This window comes from Larkinella terrae (assembly GCF_009668025.1).
Lineage (GTDB): Bacteria > Bacteroidota > Bacteroidia > Cytophagales > Spirosomataceae > Larkinella > Larkinella terrae.
Window position 1 is genome coordinate 747,135 of record NZ_WJXZ01000014.1, and the last position, 23,169, is coordinate 770,303.

19 protein-coding genes are annotated in these 23,169 nt (G+C 52.2%); 15 read left to right on the top strand and 4 right to left on the bottom strand.

Annotated elements, in window-relative coordinates:
* Positions 1-36: 36 nt before the first annotated feature.
* Complete coding sequence (xylA, locus tag GJJ30_RS24865) at positions 37-1,368, top strand: xylose isomerase (RefSeq protein WP_154177885.1); 1,332 nt, start codon at positions 37-39, stop codon at positions 1,366-1,368.
* A 141-nt stretch (positions 1,369-1,509) separates the two neighbouring features.
* Here the strand turns inward: xylA and GJJ30_RS24870 are convergent, their stop codons facing one another.
* Together GJJ30_RS24870 and GJJ30_RS24875 are read right to left on the bottom strand one after the other, a co-directional pair.
* Positions 1,510-2,289, bottom strand: a complete 780-nt coding sequence (locus tag GJJ30_RS24870; RefSeq protein WP_154177886.1) for a LytR/AlgR family response regulator transcription factor — start codon at positions 2,287-2,289, stop codon at positions 1,510-1,512.
* Complete coding sequence (locus GJJ30_RS24875) at positions 2,261-3,460, bottom strand: sensor histidine kinase (protein WP_154177887.1); 1,200 nt, start codon at positions 3,458-3,460, stop codon at positions 2,261-2,263. The genes GJJ30_RS24870 and GJJ30_RS24875 overlap by 29 nt, the downstream gene beginning before the upstream one ends.
* Before the next feature lie 89 nt (positions 3,461-3,549).
* On the opposite strand from GJJ30_RS24875, the gene GJJ30_RS32215 reads away from it, so the two are divergent.
* From GJJ30_RS32215 to GJJ30_RS24930, 13 genes are all read left to right on the top strand, one after another.
* Positions 3,550-3,729, top strand: a complete 180-nt coding sequence (locus GJJ30_RS32215) for a hypothetical protein (protein ID WP_205880608.1) — start codon at positions 3,550-3,552, stop codon at positions 3,727-3,729.
* 13 nt (positions 3,730-3,742) lie between these two features.
* Positions 3,743-4,486: a carboxypeptidase regulatory-like domain-containing protein gene (locus GJJ30_RS24880; protein WP_154177888.1), complete on the top strand. Its 744-nt coding sequence runs from the start codon at positions 3,743-3,745 to the stop codon at positions 4,484-4,486.
* A 13-nt stretch (positions 4,487-4,499) separates the two neighbouring features.
* On the top strand, positions 4,500-5,051 hold the full coding sequence (locus GJJ30_RS24885; protein WP_154177889.1) for a cupin domain-containing protein: 552 nt from the start codon (positions 4,500-4,502) through the stop codon (positions 5,049-5,051).
* Positions 5,052-5,130: 79 nt separating this feature from the next.
* Positions 5,131-5,913 (top strand): carboxypeptidase-like regulatory domain-containing protein, encoded by a 783-nt coding sequence (locus tag GJJ30_RS24890; RefSeq protein WP_154177890.1) that lies wholly within the window; start codon positions 5,131-5,133, stop codon positions 5,911-5,913.
* Between the two features lie 219 nt (positions 5,914-6,132).
* Positions 6,133-7,212 (top strand): glycoside hydrolase family protein, encoded by a 1,080-nt coding sequence (locus tag GJJ30_RS24895; RefSeq protein WP_154177891.1) that lies wholly within the window; start codon positions 6,133-6,135, stop codon positions 7,210-7,212.
* Positions 7,213-7,336: 124 nt separating this feature from the next.
* Positions 7,337-9,349 carry a beta-L-arabinofuranosidase domain-containing protein gene (locus GJJ30_RS24900; RefSeq protein ID WP_154177892.1) on the top strand — a complete coding sequence of 671 codons (2,013 nt, stop codon included), beginning with the start codon at positions 7,337-7,339 and terminating at the stop codon, positions 9,347-9,349.
* 240 nt (positions 9,350-9,589) lie between these two features.
* Positions 9,590-11,251: a hypothetical protein gene (locus GJJ30_RS24905; RefSeq protein WP_229313397.1), complete on the top strand. Its 1,662-nt coding sequence runs from the start codon at positions 9,590-9,592 to the stop codon at positions 11,249-11,251.
* Between the two features lie 387 nt (positions 11,252-11,638).
* Positions 11,639-12,649, top strand: a complete 1,011-nt coding sequence (locus GJJ30_RS24910) for an OmpA family protein (RefSeq protein ID WP_154177893.1) — start codon at positions 11,639-11,641, stop codon at positions 12,647-12,649.
* Positions 12,650-12,777: 128 nt separating this feature from the next.
* Positions 12,778-13,383 carry an RNA polymerase sigma factor gene (locus GJJ30_RS24915; protein WP_310588381.1) on the top strand — a complete coding sequence of 202 codons (606 nt, stop codon included), beginning with the start codon at positions 12,778-12,780 and terminating at the stop codon, positions 13,381-13,383.
* A 4-nt stretch (positions 13,384-13,387) separates the two neighbouring features.
* Entirely contained in the window at positions 13,388-13,723 is a 336-nt protein-coding gene (locus tag GJJ30_RS32085) for a hypothetical protein (protein ID WP_170299269.1), read from the top strand.
* Complete coding sequence (locus GJJ30_RS24920; protein WP_170299270.1) at positions 13,716-14,231, top strand: Spy/CpxP family protein refolding chaperone; 516 nt, start codon at positions 13,716-13,718, stop codon at positions 14,229-14,231. Before GJJ30_RS32085 ends, GJJ30_RS24920 begins: the two co-directional genes overlap by 8 nt.
* A gap of 76 nt (positions 14,232-14,307) precedes the next feature.
* A complete protein-coding gene (locus tag GJJ30_RS24925; protein ID WP_154177895.1) occupies positions 14,308-14,637 on the top strand; it encodes a hypothetical protein in 330 nt (109 codons plus the stop codon).
* Between the two features lie 158 nt (positions 14,638-14,795).
* Entirely contained in the window at positions 14,796-17,876 is a 3,081-nt protein-coding gene (locus tag GJJ30_RS24930; protein WP_229313399.1) for an outer membrane beta-barrel protein, read from the top strand.
* 11 nt (positions 17,877-17,887) lie between these two features.
* On the opposite strand, the gene GJJ30_RS24935 is transcribed toward GJJ30_RS24930, so the two are convergent.
* Positions 17,888-18,901, bottom strand: coding sequence for a LacI family DNA-binding transcriptional regulator (locus GJJ30_RS24935; RefSeq protein ID WP_154177896.1), 1,014 nt, complete (start codon positions 18,899-18,901; stop codon positions 17,888-17,890).
* Between the two features lie 296 nt (positions 18,902-19,197).
* Between GJJ30_RS24935 and fbp the strand changes: the two genes are divergently transcribed.
* Complete coding sequence (gene fbp / locus GJJ30_RS24940; protein WP_154178725.1) at positions 19,198-20,196, top strand: class 1 fructose-bisphosphatase; 999 nt, start codon at positions 19,198-19,200, stop codon at positions 20,194-20,196.
* Positions 20,197-20,276: 80 nt separating this feature from the next.
* Here the strand turns inward: fbp and GJJ30_RS24945 are convergent, their stop codons facing one another.
* Entirely contained in the window at positions 20,277-22,946 is a 2,670-nt protein-coding gene (locus GJJ30_RS24945; protein WP_229313401.1) for an ABC transporter permease, read from the bottom strand.
* Positions 22,947-23,169: the final 223 nt, after the last annotated feature.

Genomic DNA, 23,169 nt, shown 5'->3' on the forward strand with positions numbered 1-23,169 from the left:
TACTGAATTTATTGTTACCAAACCAGTCTATAACCCATGACAACTGCCGCACTGGGAGAAAAAAAGTATTTTAAGGGAATTGAGTCCATCGCCTACGAAGGCCCTACTTCAAAAAATCCGCTGGCGTTCAAATGGTACGACCCCAACCGGATTGTCGGTGGAAAAACATTGCAGGAGCAACTCCGGTTTGCCGTTAGCTACTGGCACACCTTTACCGGAGCGGGTGGTGATCCGTTTGGCCCCGGAACCCGCGATTTTGCCTGGGACCAACACCCGGATGCGGTCGTTCGGGCGCAGATGCGGATGGATGCGGCTTTTGAATTTATCACCAAACTGGGCGTTCCGTATTACTGCTTCCACGATATCGATCTGGTCGATGAAGCGCCTACGGTTCTGGAGTACGAAAAACGCCTGCAGACCATCGTGGAGTATGCCCGGCAGAAACAGAACGAAACCGGGGTGAAACTGCTGTGGGGCACGGCGAACGTTTTCTCCAACCCGCGCTACATGAACGGAGCGGCTACCAATCCGGATTTTTCCGTGCTGGCCTACGCCGGAACTCAGGTGAAAAACGCGATTGATGCCACCATTGCCCTCCAGGGAGAGAACTATGTCTTCTGGGGCGGTCGCGAAGGCTATATGTCGTTGTTGAACACCAACATGAAACGGGAGATCGAGAACCTGGCGCAGTTCCTGACCATCGCCCGGGATTACGCCCGCAAACAGGGTTTTCAGGGTACGTTCTTCATTGAGCCCAAACCGATGGAACCCACGAAGCACCAGTACGATTACGATGCGGCCACGGTAATTGGTTTCCTGCGTCAATACGGGCTGGATAAGGACTTTAAACTGAACATCGAAGTTAACCACGCGACCCTGGCCGGGCATACCTTCGATCACGAATTGCAGGTGGCGGCCGATGCCGGCATGCTGGGCAGCATCGACGCCAACCGGGGCGATTACCAGAACGGCTGGGATACCGACCAGTTCCCGATCAACCTCTACGAATTGACGGAAGCGGCTCTGGTGATTCAGCAGGCCGGTGGCATCAAACCGGGCGGCATCAACTTCGACGCGAAAGTCCGTCGGACATCGATTGATCTGGAAGATCTCTTCATTGCGCACGTCAGCGGGATGGATGCTTTTGCGCGGGCCTTCCTCGTGGCCGATACCATTCTGCGCGATTCCGACTATCTCAAATTCCGGGCCGAGCGGTATGCTTCGTTTGACGAGGGTGACGGAAAAGCTTTTCGGGAAGGGAAACTGACCCTGGAAGATTTGCGCAATTATTCCATCAAAAATGGCGAACCGCAACGGCGGAGCGGCAGACAGGAATGGCTGGAAAGCCTGATCAATCAGTATATCTGATCGAGCCGATTGATACCGATTTCCCTTCTGGCCGGAGTTCTGGTCAGAAGGGAAATCTCAAAAAAGAATGTTCCCGAGCCGGTTTGCCGGTCCAGGAATTTACTTTCGAAACCAGCCCGGAAACGTTCCTGCGTTAAACTCCTACGTCACCCGCGTGTAAAACGCCTTCAGGTTGTCCCGGTAACTCCGGCTCCATTTCAACTGCTGCCCCGTGGTCAGTCGGACGATGTATTCGCCGTTGAAGTGGGTTTCAATTTCGGCCACGTAATCCAGATTGACGATGTGCGAACGGTGAATCCGGACAAACGTTGCCGGATCTAGACGTGCCTCCAGGTGGGTCAGGCTGTCGTAAATCAAATACGGTTTCTGGCTGGTGTGCAGGGTGATGTAATTGCCGTCGGCGTCCAGATACCGGATGTCGTCGGTGTTAACCAGACTCATTCGACCGGTTTCTTTCACCAGAATCCGGCGCAGATAAGCTCCCTCCGGCTGAGCGGTTTCATCGCGCAGCAGTTGCCCCAGCAGCGCATCGACCTGCGGCTGAGTTCGCTGTTGGGCCAGCCGCTCCTGCGCCCGGTTCAGCGCCTGATAAAAACGAACCTCGTTGAACGGTTTCAGGAGATAATCAATCGCGTTTACTTCGAAAGCCCGAAGTGCGTACTGATCGTAGGCCGTCGTGAAGACGACCATCGGCTGGTGGTACGACCAGATTTCCTTCATCACCTCAAAACCGTCCAGCTCGGGCATCTGGATATCCAGAAAAATCAGGTCAGGTTTGTGCTGCAAAATCTTCAGAACCGCTTCGGTGCCGTTGGCGGCTTCGTCCACAATCGCAAGGCTTGGCACGGTTTGCAGCAGGGTGCGAATGGCCTGCCGGGCCAGAATTTCGTCGTCAATGATGAGCGAGCGGTAAGGATTCATCGTATTCAGTTGTTAGCGAAAATAAACAGGGAAGGGTGAGCGCAACGGTGGTGCCGTTGCCCGGTGGCTGCACAAACGTCAGGCGGGCCTGATCGCCGTAAGCCTGCTGAAGCCGGGAGCGGGTGTTGCTGAGTCCCAGTCCGTTACCAGCGGTTTTTCGTTTCCGGGGCTGATTGCCGACCCCGTTGTCGAACACTTCGAGCAGCAGGCAGTCATCGACCCGCCGGGCCGCCACCCGAATCCGGGCGCAGCCGGTCAGATCGGCAATTCCGTGGGTAATGGCATTTTCGACCAGCGGTTGCAGAATCAGTTGGGGCACCAGACTTTCTTCGGCGCCGGGGTCGATGTCGTATTCGATCTGCAACCGATCCTGAAACCGGATTTGCTGAATGGTCAGGTACTGCTGCGTCAGTTTTAATTCCTCCCGAAGCGTCAGAAAATTATCGTCCTGATGGGCCAGCACGCCCCGCAGTAAATCGCTCAGCGCGGTTACCATGTCGATGGCCTTGCGGTTGTCGTGTTGCAGCATCAGGCTCACGATCGCGTGGTGCGTGTTGAACAGAAAATGCGGATTGAGCTGCATTTTCAGCGCCTGAAGCTGGGCGTCGGTGAGTTGGGCCTTTAACTGCGAATTGGTCAGCTCGGTCGCCAGGTGTTGCTTTTCGAGCTGCTGGTAGCGGTTGTCGAATAAAAAAATGTTGTACAAAACCAGCACCAGCAGGTACAAGGAGGTTCCCCAACTGTATTCGCCGACAAACCATTTCAAAATGTTGTCCCAGGGCAATTCCTTCCCGGTTTCCCACCTGTAGAGTGGCCAGATCATCAGGTATTCGATGGAGCGCACAGTGAATGTCAAAACAGTAAAGGCCAGTAAATGAATGAGCAGGGTTCGGGCAAAGAGCGGTTTGGTTTGCTGCCGGTTCAGGGGAAAAGACTGAGCCATATACAGCAGCAAGGGCGTGCAGAGCATCCACAAAACCCAGTGGAGGACCCATTGTGCCCAGCCGGAAAACAGCATTTGGTAGGGGCTGACCCAACTGTTGAGACTGAATTCGATGAGGGTAATACCCGCCTGAAAACTCCAGAACAGAATAATGTATTTCCAGATTCGATGGGACGAACAGGGCAAACCTGGCGCCTTCTCAATGAAAGGGTGGAGTAATTTCTTCATGTGCAAAACGTCCTTTTGGGCTTTCCTAAAAGTACGGTACCGCCCGTCAAATCCCCCAGGTGTTTTCTTTGAACCGGCCCAAAATCAGGGTGAAACGCGGTATTGTCCATTTGGTTTTGCGGAGCCGGGCGGTTTTCCAAAACGGGGGAGCGCTTCTGAATCCGTTGCATTTTTCAAACCGGATTGCGGGCGGGTTAAATAATGCCGGTGTCGGTTCGCATAAAGGCGATTTGGGTTCGCAGATGTCTACGGTAGTTTTAAAACCGTAAACAACAACGACTCATGATGGCGAATCGATTTTTTCTCCACCTGGCGCTGGTCGGGGCGCTGCTCAGCGGTTGCGGAAAAACTGCGGACGACGTGCTGGGGCCAAAGCAGGGCTATGTCAGCGGAACGGTAGTCGATACGAAAGGCCAGCCCATTGCGGGCGCGCTGGTTTTTATCGACGAAACCGGGCCGTATATGTCCGGAGCTTCGACGCATACCGACGCGAAAGGCCATTTCCGGATCAAACTGGAGAACCGCGTTTACCGTGTCTACGCGACTTTCGAAAGGAAATACGGCGGCAGGACCTACGAAATCCGCCTGAAGCCAAGCAATTCGGATAGCTTTACGGCGGTCGACAGCCCGGTTATCGATTTCCAGTGGGTTTTATCGGGGAAGAAACCGGAACCGCTGGTGGGTTATTTCGGCGGTTACGTTGGGCTCTATCAGGGCGATACGAATATTCCGAAAAACGAGGTCGAATTTACGTTTACGCCCACGGATCTCATCGACGGCAGCGTCGGCAATCCACTGAAAATCAAGGCTAACCTGGTTAGCACGCAATACCTGGAAGACATTCCCCTGGGAAAATACAATATTCGGGCGGTTCATAAACCGGCGGCTGGCGGAGCGGTTCGCACCATTCTGCTTCGGAACAGGACAACCAGACAAACCAGTGAAAACACCGGCTTCGTCAATCTGGAGTTTGAGCCGGAATCCGCCGGATTTTACCGGGGTAACATCGAATACTATGAACCGTAAGTAAACAACAACGATGGCGTACGCGAACAAGGTGATTTCGAACACCAAGACCGGGCAGGAGATCCGGTTTATTCAAACCAAAAACGATACCGATGGTGAACTACTTGAGATGGAAGCTGCGTTCCGCGCTCATTCATCGGAACCCGTGGCCCACTACCACCCGCACCAGACCGAGGATTTTCAGGTTCTTTCCGGAAAACTTACGGTTCGGATGAACGGTAAAGTGCGCCTGTTCCGGGCGGGCGACCGGTTTCACATTCCGAAAAATACCGTACACGCCATGTGGAATCCAACGGATCAGAAAACTGTGGTCAACTGGCGGGTCACCCCGGCGCTGGACACCGAATACTTTCTGGAAACGACCACCGGGCTGGCCAACGACGGCAAGACCAACGCGAGCGGCATTCCGTCGGTTTTGCAGCTTTCGCTCCTGATCAATCGGTTTTCGCGGGTGTTCCGGCTGACGAAACCGGGGCCGGTGGTTCAGAAAGTGGTGTTTTCGCTACTGACTCCGGTGGCCTGTGTGCTCGGTTATAAAGCTACGTACGCTAAATACCTCGACTAATTCTTAACCTATACGATGTCGGGCTGGCGACTTTTGCTGGCCCGACACATCCTCCACACTCCTCCAGCAAAGAATTCCAATGAAGATTCTGTTTCTAAAAACGCTTCTCAATCTCGTTCGGACGGCGGCTTTTGTCGGATTGCTGCTGAATGCAGGTTGTTCCAAATCCGGTGATGACCCCGCAGCGGGTGGCTCGGCGACCGCCGGTTTTCTGGTGGGCCAGGTAACGGATCCGCAGGGAAAACCGCTGCCGGGCGCGACAATTCTGGCTGATAATCTATTCCTCTACAACAGCCATCTGGAAACCAGCAGCGATGCGAAAGGGAATTATCGCGTGAAGACGCCAACCGGAAGTTATCGGGCGATTGCCCAGATTAGAAAGTCGTACAATGGGAAAAATTACACGCTTGACCTGAAGCCGGACAATACGGCGGCTTTTGCCGGTGACGAGGGGGCGGTTCGTAATTTTCAATGGCAGCTCACGGGCGAAGACCCCGAGCAATCGGGTCGGCATTACGGGGGTGAAGTGACGCTCGATAAGGACATTCTGAGCGAGATAGACGACGTTGAGAACATTGAGTTTACGTTTACACCGGTCGGGCCGCTCATCGACGGCACGGCGGGGAAAACGCTGAAAATCAGGTCCGGCGAACCCCATTCCAATTCGTACGGCCGTATTCCTGACGTGCCGATTGGTCGTTATAAGATTACCGCCGTGCATCGACCAACGGGGAAACTGGTTCAGGTGAAAAATAAAAATGGCGCCTACGCGGCCGATGGGTCTGTAACGCTGGACTTTTACGGAGAAAATTCACCCTGGGCCTGTTCCAATTGCCTGGTTATCGAGTACAAAGAGCGTTAAATCAGTACCTTACACTTCATCAATTTTTTCTGAAAAGTTCACCGGTCGTTGATCATAAACCCTAGCAGGTTTGGGATCGGCGACCGGTTTTTTGTGATGGAAGAAATCCATCGCCGGATTGTAGTCGATTTCGGAGTAAATACCGTCCAAAGCTGACTTTCCCTACTGGTGGTTGCCGCAACGCGCACAGTTGTTCCAGGATTCGGTTTGTATTGGAAAATGAAGTCTCTCATTATCATCGGTTTATTGTTTACAAGTGTTCTGCAAATCATTGCCCAGCCCAACCGCCCGGCCATTCAGGTGCCGGACGACCGGATGCGGGCGGTTTTCGAAGAAGTCAAAACGCCCTATAAATACGGCATTGTTCTGGCCCAGCCCGACGCCGGTCGGATGGTGGACAGCCCCACCGTTTTCCGAAAAGGGACGAATTGGTACATGACCTACATCATTTTTGACGGAAAGGGGTACGAAACCTGGTTGGCTAAAAGCGACAATCTCCTGAACTGGACGACGCTCGGAAAGCTGATGTCATTTACCGATAAAGACTGGGATGCCACGCAGAAAGCCGGATATGTCGCCCTGATCGATACGGAATGGGGCGGTTCCTACGAACCCGAAAAATACCGCAACCGGTATTGGCTGTCGTACCTGGGCGGGTCCGAAAAAGGCTACGAAGCGGGCCGGTTGGGCGTTGGTACCGCGAAAACCGGCGATTTGACGAAACCGGTTGAAGTGGAGCGGCTGCCGCAACCCGTGTTGTCGGCGGTCGACCAGGATGCGCGCTGGTACGACAATAAGACCATTTATAAAAGTCTGGTAATTCGGGATAAGGCGCAGAAAACCGGCTACCCGTTCGTCATGTATTACAACGCCAAAGGCGTAAAACCGGACGCCAAAGGCAGCGGTTTTGAAAACATCGCCATGGCGGTTTCCAGCGACATGACGCACTGGAAACGCTTGGGACAGGAACCGTTGATTACCCGAAAAACCGGTATTTGCGGGGATGCGCAGATCACAAAAATGGGCGATTTGTACGTGATGTTCTACTTTGGCGCGTTCTGGAAACCCGGTGCTTTTGAGCGGTTTGCCTGTTCCTACGACCTACTCAACTGGACCGACTGGACGGGCGACGACCTGATCGCTTCCTCCGAACCGTACGACAAGACCTACGCCCACAAGCCCTGGGTGATCAAATGGAAAGGCGTGGTTTATCATTTCTACAACGCCGTCGGCACCAACGGGCGCGTCATTGCCGTCGCCACTTCCAAAGATCTGGGGAAGAGTTCGTTAGGGCAATAAACCGGGGTTTAACGTGTATGGCTTTTAGTTTAACCAGCTGATTACGTTAAGCTTTATGGCTATAAATCATAAACTCAAAACGTATCAACCAGTACTTCCATCGGCCTGTTTAAGCTCAATGAAAATGAAATTTATTCTTTCCATTCTCTTTTTAAGTGCTGCCATAACTGCGATTGGCCAAACGAAAAAACCGGTAGGTTATACGATGGGCCGGGCACCTTTGCGCCAGAATTCGTACCTGGAATTGCCGCTCGGAGCGATAAAACCACAGGGCTGGTTGCGCGAAATGCTGGTTCGCCAAAAGAACGGCGCGACCGGCAATCTGGATAAGTTATATCCGCTGGTCATGAATGAACGCAACGGCTGGTTGGGTGGCGACGGTGATCAGTGGGAGCGGGGACCGTACTGGATCGATGGCCTTTTACCGCTTGCCTATATTCTGGACGATCAGGAATTGATTGCCAAGACAAAACCGTGGATCGAATGGGCCATTAAAAGCCAGCAGCCGGACGGTTATTTCGGCCCGTCGAAAGATTACAGCCCCGAACCGGGCGTTCAGCGCGACAATAGTCGCGACTGGTGGCCTAAAATGGTGATGCTTAAAATTCTGAAGCAATATTATTCCGCAACCAATGATCAGCGGGTAATTCGGTTAATGACGAATTATTTTAAGTACCAATTGAAAGAGTTACCGCAAAAACCACTCGATCACTGGACGTTCTGGGCGCGGTATCGCGGGGGTGATAATCTGATGAATGTGTATTGGCTTTATAACATCACCGGCGACAAGTTTTTGCTGGAATTGGGCGATTTAATTCACAAGCAAACGTTCGATTATACCAACGCTTTTCTGAATACCGATATGCTTTCGCAAAAGGGCAGTATTCATTGCGTTAATCTGGCACAGGGCATCAAGGCACCGGTCATTTATTACCAGCATCACCCGGAACAAAAGTACCTGGATGCGACGAAAAAAGGATTTGAAGATCTCCGGAAATTCAACGGCATGGCGCACGGTTTATACGGCGGAGACGAAGCGTTGCACGGCAACAATCCAACGCAGGGCTCGGAACTTTGTTCGGCGGTGGAGATGCTGTTTTCGCTGGAAAGTATGCTGGAAATCACCGGCAACGTAAATTTTGCCGACCAGATCGAGAAAATTGCCTTCAATGCCCTGCCCGCTCAGGTTTCCGACGATTTTATGGGTCGCCAGTATTTTCAACAGGCCAACCAGGTGATGGCGACCCGGTACATGCGCAATTTTGACGTGAATCACAACGGAACGGATTTGTGCTTTGGCCTGCTTTCCGGCTATCCATGCTGCACGTCGAACATGCACCAGGGCTGGCCTAAATTCACGCAGAATCTGTGGTATGCGACGCCCGATCATGGCGCTGCGGCCTTGGTTTATGCACCCAGCGAAGCCACAATAACCGTTGCAAACGGAACCGAAGTTTTGTTTAAGGAGGAAACCAATTATCCGTTCGAAGAAACCGTCCGGTTTACCTTAAAAACCGCTAAAACCGTCAGTTTTCCTTTCCATTTACGCGTGCCGGAATGGTGTAAAAAAGCGTCGATAAAAATCAACGGAAAAGTCTGGCAGGAAGTGAATGGAAACCAGGTTGTAGCGATTAAACGTGAATGGAAATCCGGCGATGTCGTTGAACTGGAATTGCCGATGCACCTGTTTAAAAATACCTGGTACGAAAATTCGGTATCGATCGAACGTGGACCGATCACGTATGCTTTGAAGATGGGTGAGGCAGTTAAAAAGGTTAAAAACGAGAAAGATCCGATCGATTACGGCGATTCGTACGAGGAAATTCGCCCCACAACGCCCTGGAATTATGGTCTGGTAGAAGCCTCCGATAAAAAGCTGGATCAGGCGTATAGAGTTGAAAAAACCGGTACGGTTTCTACTTTTCCGTGGAATGTAGAAAATGCTCCGATCCAGATTAAAACCAAAGCCCGGCGCATTCCGACCTGGCAGATTTACAACGAAATGACCGGCCCCATTCCCTATAGCCAGATGTATAAACTGGAGGCCGAACCGACCGAGGAAGAAATTATTCTGGTTCCGTATGGCTGTACAAATCTGCGGATTTCGCAGTTTCCAGTGGCGGGGAAACGGAAGTAGCTTTTACCGGTAATTTTCTGAGGTGTCACCGCTGACAGGGCTTTCAGCCGCTGTCAGGGTGTGCTGCCCTGACAGCGGTCGAAGACCCTGTCAGCGGCAAAAAAGTAAGCATTTCCACGAACAGGCAGATTTAAAGCCCTGGCGGTTAGATATAACCAATTCTCTGCTTTTTACAGGAAACCAATTAATACCCCATTTGCTACCTGCAAAAGCGGTGTCCCTGACCCTATAAAATTCCTGATGATGATAGATCGGACCGATCGAATTGAAAAAGGTTATAAAAACCGCTGGAGCCTGCGCGTTCTGCTGATTTTTGCTGTTTCCATTACTTCTTTACGTAGCTTCGGTCAAAAACCGGTTAATCAACAATCAGAAAATAGCTATAACCAGGCGCTGGCGAATGGCAAAGCGGCCAACGAAGCCTTTCGCCGGAGCCATCGGTACCTGCTGGGCTGGCTCGCCAAAGCCGACTCGGTGACGGGGCTTATTCCGCGCAATCTGACCCAAAGCACCTGTATCTGGAACGCCTGGGATGCGGCCGCCGATAATTATCCGTTCATGGTCATGACCGCATCCATGCTGGATCGGCCGCTCTTTGAGGGGAAAATGCGGAAAATGCTTGCGACCGAAACCCGCCTGACCTCCCGGATTGGCCGTTTGCCCGACACCTACTCGTTTTGCAAGCGGGGCTTTCAGAACAACCCGATTGATACCAGCCAGGTGATTTTTGGCAGCGCCGAATACATGAAAGACGGCCTTATTCCGCTGACCGAATGGCTTGGCCCAAGCCCCTGGTCGGAGCGGATGCTGGGGATTCTGGAGGACCTCGACAAAATCGTGGACGTGCCCACGCAAATCAAAAGCAACGGTTTGGGGAAGCACGCCGTGGTAGAAGTGGGCGGTGATTTACTGCAGGTTCTGGCGCGCATGTACTGGCAAACCCGCAACCCGCAATGGCTGCAGTGGGGCATTCAAATCGGCGATTACTACCTCTCGGCTGATCACCTGCCCACGCGGGCGCTTCCGCGCTTGCAACTGCGCGATCACGGTTGCGAAATTGTGTCCGGGCTGGTCGAACTCTACGCGGTGGTTTCGGTGGTCGACCCGGCCAAAAAGCGGCAATGGCAACCCTTTGTGCACGAAATGCTGGATGCCATTCTGGCGAAAGGGCGCAATGAACACGGACTCTTTTATGATGAAATAAATCCGGTGACGGGTGAGATTACGCAGAAGCGGCTGGCGGATAATTTCGGGTATACGCTCAATGCGTTTTACACGGTGTATTTGATCGACCACGTGGCCAGCTACCGGGAAGCGACCTTAAAGGTACTCGGTTCACTTTCAGCTTATTACCGGAACCATGATTGGGAAAATGGCAGCGCGGATGGCTACGCCGACGCCATTGAGGGAACGTTGAATCTCTACCTGCGGGAGCCGGTTCCGGGCGCGAAAGACTGGCTGGAAAGTGAGATCAAGGTGCTTTGGAATTTTCAAAAACCGGATGGCATCATTGAAGGCTGGCACGGAGACGGCAATTTTGCCCGAACATCGCTGATGTATGCCCTCTGGAAAACCGCCGGAATCCATATTTCCAACTGGAATGCCGGAGTCGTTTACGGCGCCGTGACCGATAAAAATACGGTTTACGTCACCCTTACGTCACCCACCGCCTGGCAGGGAAAACTGTTTTTTGGCTCCAACTGGCATTCGGAACACATGCACATGCCGATCGACTATCCGCGCATCAACCAGTTTCAGGAATGGTTTCCCATCGAGAAAGACAAAAATTATACCGTGACCATCGGTACTAAAACCCAGACGGTGAAAGGCTCGGCCCTGATCGCGGGCTATCCGGTTCAGCTAAAACCCAACGAAGTCGCACGGCTGAGCTGCTCCCGGTAACGGGTGAATTTTTGAAAGGAGTTACTCAATGTAAACGATGAGATTTGGTGCTTGATTAAGTGCAGAGGTACGATATGTTTCCGGGTTGCCGGTGTAATAGCGAAGCTCCTTTCATCAGATGCTACTAAAGTGCTTTTAAGTAGCAAACGTCGAAGCGGTTTCGGACTTTAGTGATTACCGCTAAAAACCGGCAGCAAAAATTTAAGCAATATACGCTGGTCATTTTTTTGTTTTAAATGCCGAAATGAATACCTATGCGGTATTGACTGGTTTATTCGATCAGGCAACTTTATTTTGAATTCACCTATCCTGCCGGTTGGTCCGATTAGTATTCCGCAAGACCAATACCTTTTGCCTAAACCGTAACGCTTCTTAACTTTTAAAAACATGCGCTCCCTCAGTTTGCTTTTTCTGGCATTCTTCTCGTTCACCTGTTTCGGCCAGACCATCGATAAATCGTACGATAAATACGACTTTGTGGCCGGAGAGAAAACCTTGTTCGAAGACAATTTAACGTACAAAGATGGTGAAAAACCGCTCGGGAAGTGGGGCATGGAAGGCAAGGCTTCAATCATCGATTTTGAAGGCCAGAAATGTATTTCGATCGATGAATATTACACCAAACTGACACCGGTTTTATTCGGGGCGAGGAAAATGCCGGATAGTTTAACCATCGAATACGATACCTGGCTGGATGCCGGTTATGATGGAAATCCGGGTATTGAAATCCTCCTGTTGAGCGACGATAGCCAGGTGGTGATTACGCCTAACAAACACGCCACGAGTGTCAACTATCCGAACGATGGGCATGCAACCAAAGATAATCCGGCGGAATATTTCGGTGAAGACAAGTTTTATAACCGCTGGGTGCATGTTTCGATCGCGCAGTATAAAAAGCATTTATCGGTTTACATCGATCAGTATAAGATGATCGATATTGCCGATTGCCGACTGCAACCCAAAAGCGTTATGGTAACGGGCAATAAGTCGGGTAAGATGAATATCTTATTGAAGAATTTCCGGATTGGAACGTATGTCCCGAAAAAGATAACTTTCGTGGGCGGTAAATTCATTACGCACGCCATCAAATTTGACGTCAATAAATACGAATTAAAACCGGAAAGCATCACGGTTATTCGGGAAATCGTGACGTATTTAAAAGCAAATCCGGCGGAAAAACTGGAGATTGGCGGACATACGGATACCGACGGAACACCGGATTATAACATGAAATTATCGCAGTCAAGAGCCGACGCCGTACTGAATCAGTTGGCCGCCATGGGAATTGGTAAAAACCGTCTGGTGGCGAAAGGATACGGACAGACCAAGCCAATCGATCCCAAACCGACACCGGAAGCAAAGGCCACCAACCGTCGGGTTGAGTTTACGAAAATGTGAGCGGTTAACGTTCGAAAACCGCATTTTAAAGAGGCACCATTCCGGATCGGGTGGTGCTTTTTTTACGGCCAATGAAAAAAAACAAACGAGTCCCGCAGGATTTTCCAATCTTTCGTACCTAATCCCATGTGTTCACTTTTAACGATATCGACCGTTTGCAGGAGTCCGAACTGATCGCTGAGCTGAAAGCAGGCCGGGAGTCGGCTTTTCGGATTCTTGTCGAGACGTATCAGGACAAGGTCTACAACATTGCGCTGGTCATTGTGCAGCAACCCGAAGAGGCTGAGGACATTGCGCAGGAGGTATTCATTGAAGTGTACCAGACCGTCCGGCAATTTCGGGAAGAAGCCCGGCTGACAACCTGGCTGTACCGCATCACCACCTCGAAGGCGCTGGCGCACCACCGCAAGCGGAAGGCCCGGAAGCGGTTTTCGATCCTGACGAGTTTGTTTGGGCTGAACAACGAAGTGCTGCATCATCCGCCCGATTTCCATCATCCGGGGGTTTCGCTGGAACAAAAAGAAGAGATGAAAACGCTCTTCAAAGCCATTGACCAACTGGCGGATACGCAGAAAGTTGCCTTTATTTTACACTATATCGAAGAACAAAGTCACCGCGAAATTGCGGACGTGCTGGAGGTCAGCGTTTCGGCGGTGGAATCGCTGCTGCACCGGGCCAAACAGAATCTCCGCAAGCAATTGGCACCTTATTATAAAGAACGTAGAAATCCGTGACGTCATGAAAGAGAACGAGGAAGATCATCAATGGGAAGACCGGTTTCGGCAGCTTGGTAACATCGAGCCCGCCCAGCCGCGCCCCTTTTTTTATACCCGGCTGGAGGCCCGGCTGAAAAGCCGGATGGAGTCGTCGGAGCTGGCGGCCCTGCTGCCGTGGTGGTTGCAAAAACCGGCCTATGCGCTCGGCACGCTTGGGGTTTTGATTGCGCTGAATGTGTCGGTGGCCATCTGGCAGAACAGCTCGAACGCGCCGACGGTGGAAACCGATCCCGGCACGTACGAAGCTTTTGTGCAGGATTACCAACTCGATCACCAAACCGTGTACGCCGATGAATGATCGAAATAAAGTCCGAATGCTGATTGGGATTATCATTGCGCTGGTACTGCTGAATGCCGGTTTGCTAAGCTGGATGTGGCTGGCACCGAAGGGGCCGCAGTGGGATCGGCACGGCGATGGCCGGTCGTATTTGTCCAAAACGCTCGGTTTTTCGGAAGAACAGCGGACCCAATACCGGGCGATGCGCCAACGTCATTTCAAGGAGATAAAACCGCTGCTGGATTCGATGTTACAGGAACGCAAGCGGTTTTTTGGACAGGTGGGCGATACGACGCTGACCGAAGCAGTTTTGACGGAGCAGGCCCGGAAAATTGAAGAAAAGAGCGTCCGTCTGAATGTGTTGACGCTGCTGCATTTTCAAAAAGTGAGTGCTTTGTGTACGCCCGAACAACGGAAAAAACTAAAGCAGGTGCTGGCCGAACGACCCGGTTTCGGCCCGTTTGGCCGCTCGGGCTGGCAGGGAAGACACCGGCCGGACTCCACGCGCCGGGACCATTCAGAAAAATAATGCTCTTTTTTCGCAGGCACCCGCAGGGTTTGCCCAGAATTAACATCTAAGCACTACAACTAAACAGGTTACCATCATGAAAAAAGTAATTTTCGTTGCCCTGCTGTTAGCCGGGATGACTGTTTTTGAAAGCAAAGCCCAGAATGGACAGGGTGGTGGTGGCGGAGGCCGGATGATGGAAGGCATGACGCAGGTGGAAGAAAGCGCACTGCCCGCTCCGGTGATGGCGTACGTGAAAGACAAGTACCCCGGCATGACCGTTCGGCGGATCATGAAGGACAAAGAAGACAACTACAACCTGGTGGTCGTGGCGGATACAACCCGCAAAATAGTGGTTTTCGATGCCAAAGGTACGTTCAAGGAAGAACGGGCCATGCGGGGCCGTCGGCCGGGCGGAAATAAATAAAACAAAAGCACCCCACAATCAGTATTCGGTGTATTCCTCGTGTTAGGATTACGCTTCATCTCCTTTAGTCAGTTCAGTCGTTCGCAGGATTTGTCATTGCAGTGGATTCCATTGCAATGACAAAACTGTGAAATCGCACGTATTCACCCATTGAACCAATGAATGTAAATCTTCTACACCGGTTTCCCTTTTGCTGCGCACGTTTCGGGCGGCAGCGGGCGCGTATGTATACGGTTTTGGTCTTTTTGCTAACCTCAACGACCGCCCTGTTTGCCCAGACCAACCAATTGACCGGAAAATTTGCCGATGGCAAAAATAGCCTGCTGATTGGAGTACCGGTTATTTTGACATCGCAGGCCGACACCACCCAGAAACAGTACGCCGTCACGGACACGAGTGGCGTCTTTACATTCATGAACCTGAGTCCGCAAGCCTACCGGATCAAAGCCAGTTACCTGGGGTTTACGGATTATGATAAAGTGATTACCATTTCCGAACCCGTTCAGGATTTGGGAACCATCACGCTGACCGAAGATGCCAAAACGCTCAAGGAAGTTGTGGTGAAAGGGCAAATTCCGCCCGCCCAGCAGAAAGGCGACACGCTCCAACTGAATGCCGAAGCGTTTAAAGTTACCCGCGACGCAACCACGGAGGATCTGATCAAGAAAATGCCGGGCATCACCGTCGAAAACGGTACTGTGAAAGCCCAGGGTGAAGATGTGCAGCAGGTGCTGGTGGACGGAAAAATCTTCTTTGGCGACGATCCCAGCATTGCCCTGAAAAACCTGCCCGCCGAGGTCGTAGATAAGATCGAGATTTTTGACCGCATGAGCGATCAGGCCCAGTTTACCGGTTTTAACGACGGACAAACGACCAAAACCATCAACATCGTCACGCGCGGAGACCGGCAGAATGGAACGTTTGGCCGGGTTTATGCCGGATACGGCACCAACGATACCTATTCGGCGGGCGGAAACGTCAACCTGTTCAACGGCGCCCGGCGGTTTTCCATCGTCGGACTGAGCAACAACATCAACCAGCAAAACTTCTCCTCGCAGGATTTAACCGGCGTCGCCAGTAGTGGCGGGGGAGGAGGTGGCCCGGGTGGCGGAGGCCGCGGAGGTGGTGGAGGTCGAGGGGGCGGAGGAGGTGGCCCGGGTGGCGGAGGTCAGGGCGGTGGCAGCAGCGCCGACAACTTTCTGGTGGGTCAGCAAAGCGGGATCAACAAAACCAACTCCATCGGCCTGAACTTCTCCGACGACTGGGGCAAGCACGTCACCATTCGCGGGAGTTATTTCTTCAACAACAGCAATAACAGCAATTCGCAGACGGTTTTTCGCCGGTATACGCTGACCGAAAATGCCAGTCAGAATTACTTCCAGAACAGCGATACCCGGAGCTCCAACAGCAACCACCGGCTGGATTTTCGTCTCGAATACACGATCAATTCTAAAAATTCGCTGCTGGTGACGCCCCGCTTGCGGTGGCAAAACAACAACGCCCGGAGCAGTTCGCAGGGGATAACCTACCTCGCCAGCGATAGTACGTCCGAAAATCCGACGTTGGGCAACAACTTCAACCCGGTTTTGCCGCCCGATAGTTTGCTGCTGAACCGGAGTAATACGAACACGAGCACCCTGACGCGGGCTTTCAACTTCAGCAACAACATTCTGTTCCGGCACCGGTTCGAAAAACGCGGGCGGTCGCTTTCGCTGAACTTCGGTACGCAGATCAGTACGCAGGATCGGGACGTTACGCAATTATCACTGAATGAATACTTTACCGGAAAAACGCCGGACCAGCGCATTCAGCAGGAAACGAACAACAACACGCCGAGTTACCAGTATTCGCTCAATGCGGCTTTTACGGAACCGCTCTCGAAACTGAGTCAACTACAACTAAACTACACGACAACCTACCGCTACAGCGACGCTAAAAAGCGAACGAACCGCTACAATCCGGCGACGATGCGGTACGATCAACTGGATTCGCTGCTGTCGAACACCTTCCAGAACGATTACCTGACCAATCAGGCGGGGGTTGGTTACAATTACCGTTCGCCCAAAATGGGGGTGAATGTCAACCTGAATTACCAGCGAGCCGACCTGATCAGCGACCAGACGTTTCCGCTGAACAACGACGTGCGGGCGCATTTCAACAACCTGCTGCCGTCGGCGATGCTCGACATCAAGCTCGCGACCGACAGCCGCATCCGGCTTTTCTACCGCACCAATACGCAGGCACCGGGCGTTACGCAGCTCCAGAATGTGCTCGACAACTCGAATCCGCTGTTTTTGTCGGCCGGGAACCCGAACCTGAAACAGTCGTACAGCCACAACATTTCGGCGCGGTATCAGCTCACCAAACCGGCAAAAGGCCGGAGCCTGTTCGTGTTTGTCAACATGAGTTCGACCAATAATTACATCGGAACCTCCACCCTCATCAGCAACGGAACTGCAACCTTACCGGACGGAACGACGCTCGGACAGGGCGTCCAGTTCACGCGTCCGGTCAACCTGAGCGGTTTGTGGAACCTCCGCACGTTTGTGACCTATAGTACCCCGCTCAAATTCATCAAGAGTAACCTCAGCATTAATGCCGGTAACAGCTACGGCAGTTCACCCAGTTTGATCAACAACCAGATCAACAACGCCAACAGCATGACCTGGTCGCAGGGCGTCAATCTGAGCAGTAACATCAGCCAGAAACTGGACTTCTCGCTGTCGTATTCGGGTAACTTCAACGATGTGAAATATTCGCTTCAGCCACAAAACAACAACAAGTATTATTTTCAGGTGCTGGGTGGTCGGGTCAACTGGATTTTTGGTCCCGGTCTGGTGCTGCAATCGGATATTTCCAACCAGAAATACACCGGTTTCAACGGCAGCATCAATCAGCACTACACCCTCTGGAACGCCGGAGTGGGCAAGAAATTCCTGAAAGATCAGCGGGGTGAACTGAAGGTAACGGTTTTCGATTTGCTGAAGCAGAACAACAGCATCAGCGTGACGCAGGCCGATACGTACGTCGAAAACAGCCGCGCGCAGGTGTTGCAGCGGTATTTTATGCTGACGTTCACCTACAACCTGCGCCAGTTCAAGGTGTCGCCCTCCAACGGTAATAACAACAGCAATGAAGACCGTCCGTATCGGCAAAACGGCGGTGGCGGAGGCCGTTTCCCCGGCGGTGGTGGGGGCGGAGGCCGTTTCCCCGGTGGTCCGGGACCGGGAAACAATTGATTGAAGTGATTTTACAACCCGGCTTGTGTCGATGTCCGAATCACAAGCCGGGTTGCGATTTTTACGGGCTCGGACGAAGCGGTTTTTTGCTTTCCTTCGATCAGATCAATCAAGCGTCCGGCGGCTACCTGACCAATTTCCAGCGCCGGTTGTTCGACCGTACTCATCGGCGGGTCGAGTAAATCAGCCACGGCAATGTTGGTAAATCCGATCAGCGCAATTTGGCTGGGGATCGAAATCTTCCGTTTTTTCAGCGTTGCCAGGCACCCGAGAGCCAGCCGGTCGCTGGCGGCAAAAAAGGCGTCTGGCATCTGATTGAGTAAATCATCCACAATTGGCTCCACTTCATTCGGGCCAAAACCGGCATGCCGAACCAGCTTTTCATCGTACGGAATCCCGTATTTTTCCAGCGCAAACCGGTACCCCGCTAGCCTTTCCTGCGCAATCGAAATACCTGCCGGAATGGCCACGTGTGCGATGCGTCGGCGGCCCGATTGGATCAGGTGTTCCGTGGCCGCAAAAGCGCCCGCAAAATTATCCGCTGTCACGCTCGGCACATCAAGGTCTTTCGACGCCCGGTCAAACAGGACAATCGGTAGCTTTTTCTCCTGCAGCTGGCGCAAATACGACACGTCGGTGGTGTTGCTGGACAGCGAGATCAGCAAACCGTCGGCTTTTCGGGAAACCACCTGCTGCACCGTCGCCAACTCCCGCTCGTAGGACTCGTGACTCTGGAAAATGCTGACGTGGTAGCCCCGGTTATAAGCCACGGCCTCAATTCCGTTGATGACCTGCGAGAAAAAGAGGTTGGCAATCTGCGGAACCACAACGCCGATGACCCGGCTGCGGTTTTCCTTCAAACTCACCGCAATCGGATTGGGCCGGTAGTGCAATCGCTCGGCGTATTCAACGACCTGACGCTTGGTTTCGGCGTTGATTTCGTAGCTGTCCCGCAAGGCCCGCGACACCGTCGAGGTCGAAAGATTCAGCGCGCGGGCAATGTCCTTGATGGTTATGGCGTCCAAAGCAATTATTGGTAAAATTCAAAAAAAGACCAATCACTTTTCCGGCAGAAGCAACTTCCGGGAACGTTCCCGGTAACGATTGCGTGAATAAATAGTCAGTAAAATTTTAAAATAAAAAACTTCCTGCCTAATCTTATCCAGTTATCCAACTATTCCTTCCTCTATCCGGGTTTATCCATTTCTGCGAAAAAGATAATTTTTTAACTGGATCGGGCTGTCCTGTTCCTTCCGGTATTGCTTTTGTGTAATCGAACTATTCACCCATAAAATTCTCAACGACGATGAACGTACAGCAGATGGAAACAGCCGTTTCGCACCCTTTGGCGTTGCCGGTTGGCGTTACCCTGGACCGGTATATCATGCACCGGCAAACCGCCTTCCCGTACGCAACGGGCGAGCTTTCGCAATTGCTGCGCGACATTGCGCTGGCCGGAAAAATCATTCACCGGGAAGTAAATCGGGCGGGTTTGATCGACCTCACCGGCGGAATGGGCATCCAGAATGTGCAGGGCGAAAGTCAGCAGAAACTGGACATGATCGCCAACATCCGGTTCAGCCGGGCGCTGAAAAACGGGGGAGAAGCTTGTGCGATTATCTCGGAAGAGGAGGAAGAAATTATTTACACCGGTAACAACCACGCCAAGTACGTCGTGGCCATGGACCCGCTCGACGGGTCGTCCAACATCGACGTGAACGTGTCAATCGGTACGATTTTTTCGATTTACCGACGCGTGACGCCCATCGGAACACAACCCACGATGGCCGATTTTCTCCAGGGCGGACGGCGGCAGGTGGCTGCTGGTTACATTCTCTACGGTTCTTCGACGATTCTGGTGTATACGACCGGCCATAATGCCAACGGTTTTACGTACGACGCATCGCTGGGGGAATTTATTCTATCGCATCCCGACATCCAGAGCCCGGCCGACGGCCAGATTTATTCCTGCAACGATGGCAATCTGGACGATTACGAACTGGGTGTGCAGAATTACCTGACCCAATGCCGCCGGAAAAAATACACCGCCCGCTACATCGGCTCGCTGGTCGGCGATTTCCACCGGAATTTGCTGAAAGGCGGTATTTACCTGTATCCGCCGACGAAAAAGAATCCGGATGGCAAACTTCGGCTGCTTTACGAAGCCTATCCGCTGGCTTTCTTAGCCGAAATGACCGGTTGCCTCGCTACTTCAGGCTACCAATCCGTGCTGGACATCAAACCGTTCAGTTTCCACCAGCGCACCCCGCTTTACATCGGCTCGCCCGTCATGGTCGAAAATCTGCTGAATATGTTGTAGGGCAGAGGGGAACGGGCATGGGGCAACGGGCACAGAGCGAAAGCGGTTTTACCCTCTGCCCTTACCCCTCTGCCCCATGCCTATTCGCTCCGCAAGCTTTTCACGGGATTCGTTAGCGCGGCTTTGATACTTTGAAAACTTACCGTCAGCAGGGCAATGCCGACCGCCAGCAGTCCGGCCAGGGCAAAAATCCACCAGTCGATCGTCACCTTATAGGCAAACTCTTCCAGCCATCGATTCATGCCCCACCAGGCAAAAGGGGACGCCAGCACCAGCGCGATCAGAATGAGCTTGAGGAAGTCTTTGGAGAGTAGTGCGACAACACTGCCCACGGATGCGCCAAGCACCTTCCGAACGCCGATCTCTTTGGTTCGTTGTTCAGCGGTGTGAGTAGCCAGCCCGAATAACCCTAAACAGGCAATGAAAATCGTCAGGCTGGAAAAGAGCGTTAACACCTGTTCTATTTTTTGTTCGCCGACGTAAACCTGCGCAAATCGGTCGTCCAGAAACGAGTAGGAAAAAGGCGCAGCGGGCGAATAGGATTCCCATTGCTGTTTCAAGGAAGCGAGAAACTGCGGGAGGTTTTCCGTGCGGGTTTTGACGAGGATATTGCCTGAGTTTCTGCCCAAAAACATGGCTAACGGCCCGATTTTCTGCCGCAGGGATTCAAAATGAAAGTCGCTGACTACACCGACAACCCGATAAATGATCTGGACGCCATTGTCATCCGTGTAGCCGATCAATTCTCTTCCGATTGGGTTTTTCTGCCAGCCCAACGCCTGAACCGCCGTTTCATTCAGAATTACCCCGGAGGCATCGGAGGGGAAACTTTTTGAAAAATTCCGCCCCTGCACCATCCGCATTCCCAGGGTTGGAATGTACTCCGGATCAACAAAATAAAACCGGGTCATGACACCCTGATCCGGGTTGTCTTTGGCGCGTACGGTGGTGTTATCCATGTTCGATCTCCCGACGGGTACCTGCCCCGAAATGCTCCCCGAAACGACTTGCGGAAAGCGAGTGATCTGGTCGCGGAAAACCGCTTCGTTATTGCGAAGCATGTGCGTATCATGAATCACCAGCACCTGTTCGTGGTCAAAACCTACTTTCTGCGCTTGCATGTAGCGCAGTTGCCGATCCGCCGTAACGGTGGCAATGATCAGCGAAATAGTTACAAAAAATTGAAACACCACCAAACCGCTACGCAGGTTGAAGCTCCCGCGCCCGGCGACCATCCGCCCTTTTAAGACTAAAACCGGTTTAAAAGAGGCCAGGTAAAAAGCCGGGTAACTACCCGCGAGCAATCCCACCAAAACCGTACCTGCTACCAGTCCAGCCGCTATTGAGGGTTGTGTCAATAAGTTGATTGTAAGGGTTTTACTGGTTAGTTGGTTAAAGAAGGGCAATGCCATACTGACAATCAGCAAGCCCACCAGCAGGGCCACCGTCGCCAGCAGGATCGACTCGATCAGAAACTGTTGCTGCAATTGCCCTTTCACCGAACCCAGCACTTTCCGGACGCCAACCTCGCGCGAACGCCGGACTGCCGTGGCCGTCGACAGGTTCATGAAGTTCACACAGGCAATCAGCAGCATAAAGGCCGCAATGGCCGTCAGCACGTAAACGTAGGTGATAGCTCCCCCCGGGTTTGAATCGGTTTTGGAGTACAAGTGAATGTCGGTGAGCGGTTGCAGAAAAACTCCGAAATCATCACCCCGCTCGCGAAACTGTTTGGGGGTCAGTTTCATCCATTTCAGTATTTCGCTCCCGATCTGTTTTTCAGCGAGTTGGGGGATTTTGGCCTCCAGCTTTTTATAATCGTAGTGCTCGGGCAGCAGCAGAAAGGTTTCATAGCTTAGATTATACAACCATCCCGGCCAATCGATGATCTGGTCACGACCGGCTAGCGTCGCCAGCATATCGAACTGAAAATGAGAGTTCGCCGGTACATTTCGGACCACGCCCGTAACCCGAAAGGGCGATTTGTCACTGCCAAATGAGATGATTTTCCCAATCGGATCCTGCTTACCGAAGTATTTCCGGGCGGTTTCTTCGGTCAACACCACCGTGTTTGGCTCGGCCAGCGCCCGGCTCGGGTTCCCTTTCAGAAACGGAATGGTGAATACGTCGAAAAAAGTGGAATCGACGAGCAGCAGATTATCCTGTCGGAACGAGGTGGTTCCGTAGCTCACAAACTCACTCCACCCGCGGACGCGCGTCACTTTGAGGACTTCCGGGAATTCCTGTTTCAAATCCCGGGCGGCATTCTGGCCTAAACCGTATCCGCCAATATCCTTCCCGTTCAGCTGCAACTTCAATCCAACCCGGAAAATCCGATCCGCTTTCTCGTTGTAGCGATCGTAGGATAATTCATCCTGCACATAGAGCATGATCAGAATGCAGGTCGCCAATCCGATGGCCAGACCGATGACGTTAATACTTGTTGAAACTTTTTGTCGTTTCAGGTTCCGAAACGCTATTTTCAGATAATTACGAATCATAGTGGGGCTTAAGCTGGAAGGGGTTTGTTGATACTGTTCTTGTTTATTCGTTTTTCGTCGGCGCACAAACGGCGGCAGCACCGACACGACGTTCAGCAGGTAACGGAGCGTAGCCGGGGTTTTGCCCGAACGGTTATACCAATAAATATATAATTCATCCAGATCACCTTCCACCTCCTCCAGCGTATTGGCGGGATGGAGCCGGGTGAGTAGCCAGTGAGCCCAGGTGGGCGGTTTATTCGATTTCATAAGCTACCAGTTCATCCAATAAAACCGCTCCATCAAATTCACACAAATACGTCCGAAGCATCAGTGCAGTCTATTAGTCTCTATTTTATCGTACAAATCTGTTGCCAACAAATTAAAAAGGCCGTTTCTGGATGGAAACGGCCTTTTTACGCCAAATAACCAGTTAATTACTGTCCGCAAATGGACAAGTTTTGTCCCGCACCGGACATCTTAAATAGACACC

Bases quoted from the DNA above. Each gene is read 5' to 3' on its own strand.
- xylA (WP_154177885.1), top strand. From the start codon at position 37: ATGACAACTGCCGCACTGGGAGAAAAAAAGTATTTTAAGGGAATTGAG.
- GJJ30_RS24870 (WP_154177886.1), bottom strand. From the start codon at position 2,289: ATGAATCCTTACCGCTCGCTCATCATTGACGACGAAATTCTGGCCCGG.
- GJJ30_RS24875 (WP_154177887.1), bottom strand. From the start codon at position 3,460: ATGAAGAAATTACTCCACCCTTTCATTGAGAAGGCGCCAGGTTTGCCC.
- GJJ30_RS24880 (WP_154177888.1), top strand. From the start codon at position 3,743: ATGATGGCGAATCGATTTTTTCTCCACCTGGCGCTGGTCGGGGCGCTG.
- GJJ30_RS24885 (WP_154177889.1), top strand. From the start codon at position 4,500: ATGGCGTACGCGAACAAGGTGATTTCGAACACCAAGACCGGGCAGGAG.
- GJJ30_RS24890 (WP_154177890.1), top strand. From the start codon at position 5,131: ATGAAGATTCTGTTTCTAAAAACGCTTCTCAATCTCGTTCGGACGGCG.
- GJJ30_RS24895 (WP_154177891.1), top strand. From the start codon at position 6,133: ATGAAGTCTCTCATTATCATCGGTTTATTGTTTACAAGTGTTCTGCAA.
- GJJ30_RS24900 (WP_154177892.1), top strand. From the start codon at position 7,337: ATGAAATTTATTCTTTCCATTCTCTTTTTAAGTGCTGCCATAACTGCG.
- GJJ30_RS24905 (WP_229313397.1), top strand. From the start codon at position 9,590: ATGATGATAGATCGGACCGATCGAATTGAAAAAGGTTATAAAAACCGC.
- GJJ30_RS24910 (WP_154177893.1), top strand. From the start codon at position 11,639: ATGCGCTCCCTCAGTTTGCTTTTTCTGGCATTCTTCTCGTTCACCTGT.
- GJJ30_RS32085 (WP_170299269.1), top strand. From the start codon at position 13,388: ATGAAAGAGAACGAGGAAGATCATCAATGGGAAGACCGGTTTCGGCAG.
- GJJ30_RS24920 (WP_170299270.1), top strand. From the start codon at position 13,716: ATGAATGATCGAAATAAAGTCCGAATGCTGATTGGGATTATCATTGCG.
- GJJ30_RS24925 (WP_154177895.1), top strand. From the start codon at position 14,308: ATGAAAAAAGTAATTTTCGTTGCCCTGCTGTTAGCCGGGATGACTGTT.
- GJJ30_RS24930 (WP_229313399.1), top strand. From the start codon at position 14,796: ATGAATGTAAATCTTCTACACCGGTTTCCCTTTTGCTGCGCACGTTTC.
- fbp (WP_154178725.1), top strand. From the start codon at position 19,198: ATGGAAACAGCCGTTTCGCACCCTTTGGCGTTGCCGGTTGGCGTTACC.
- GJJ30_RS24945 (WP_229313401.1), bottom strand. From the start codon at position 22,946: ATGAAATCGAATAAACCGCCCACCTGGGCTCACTGGCTACTCACCCGG.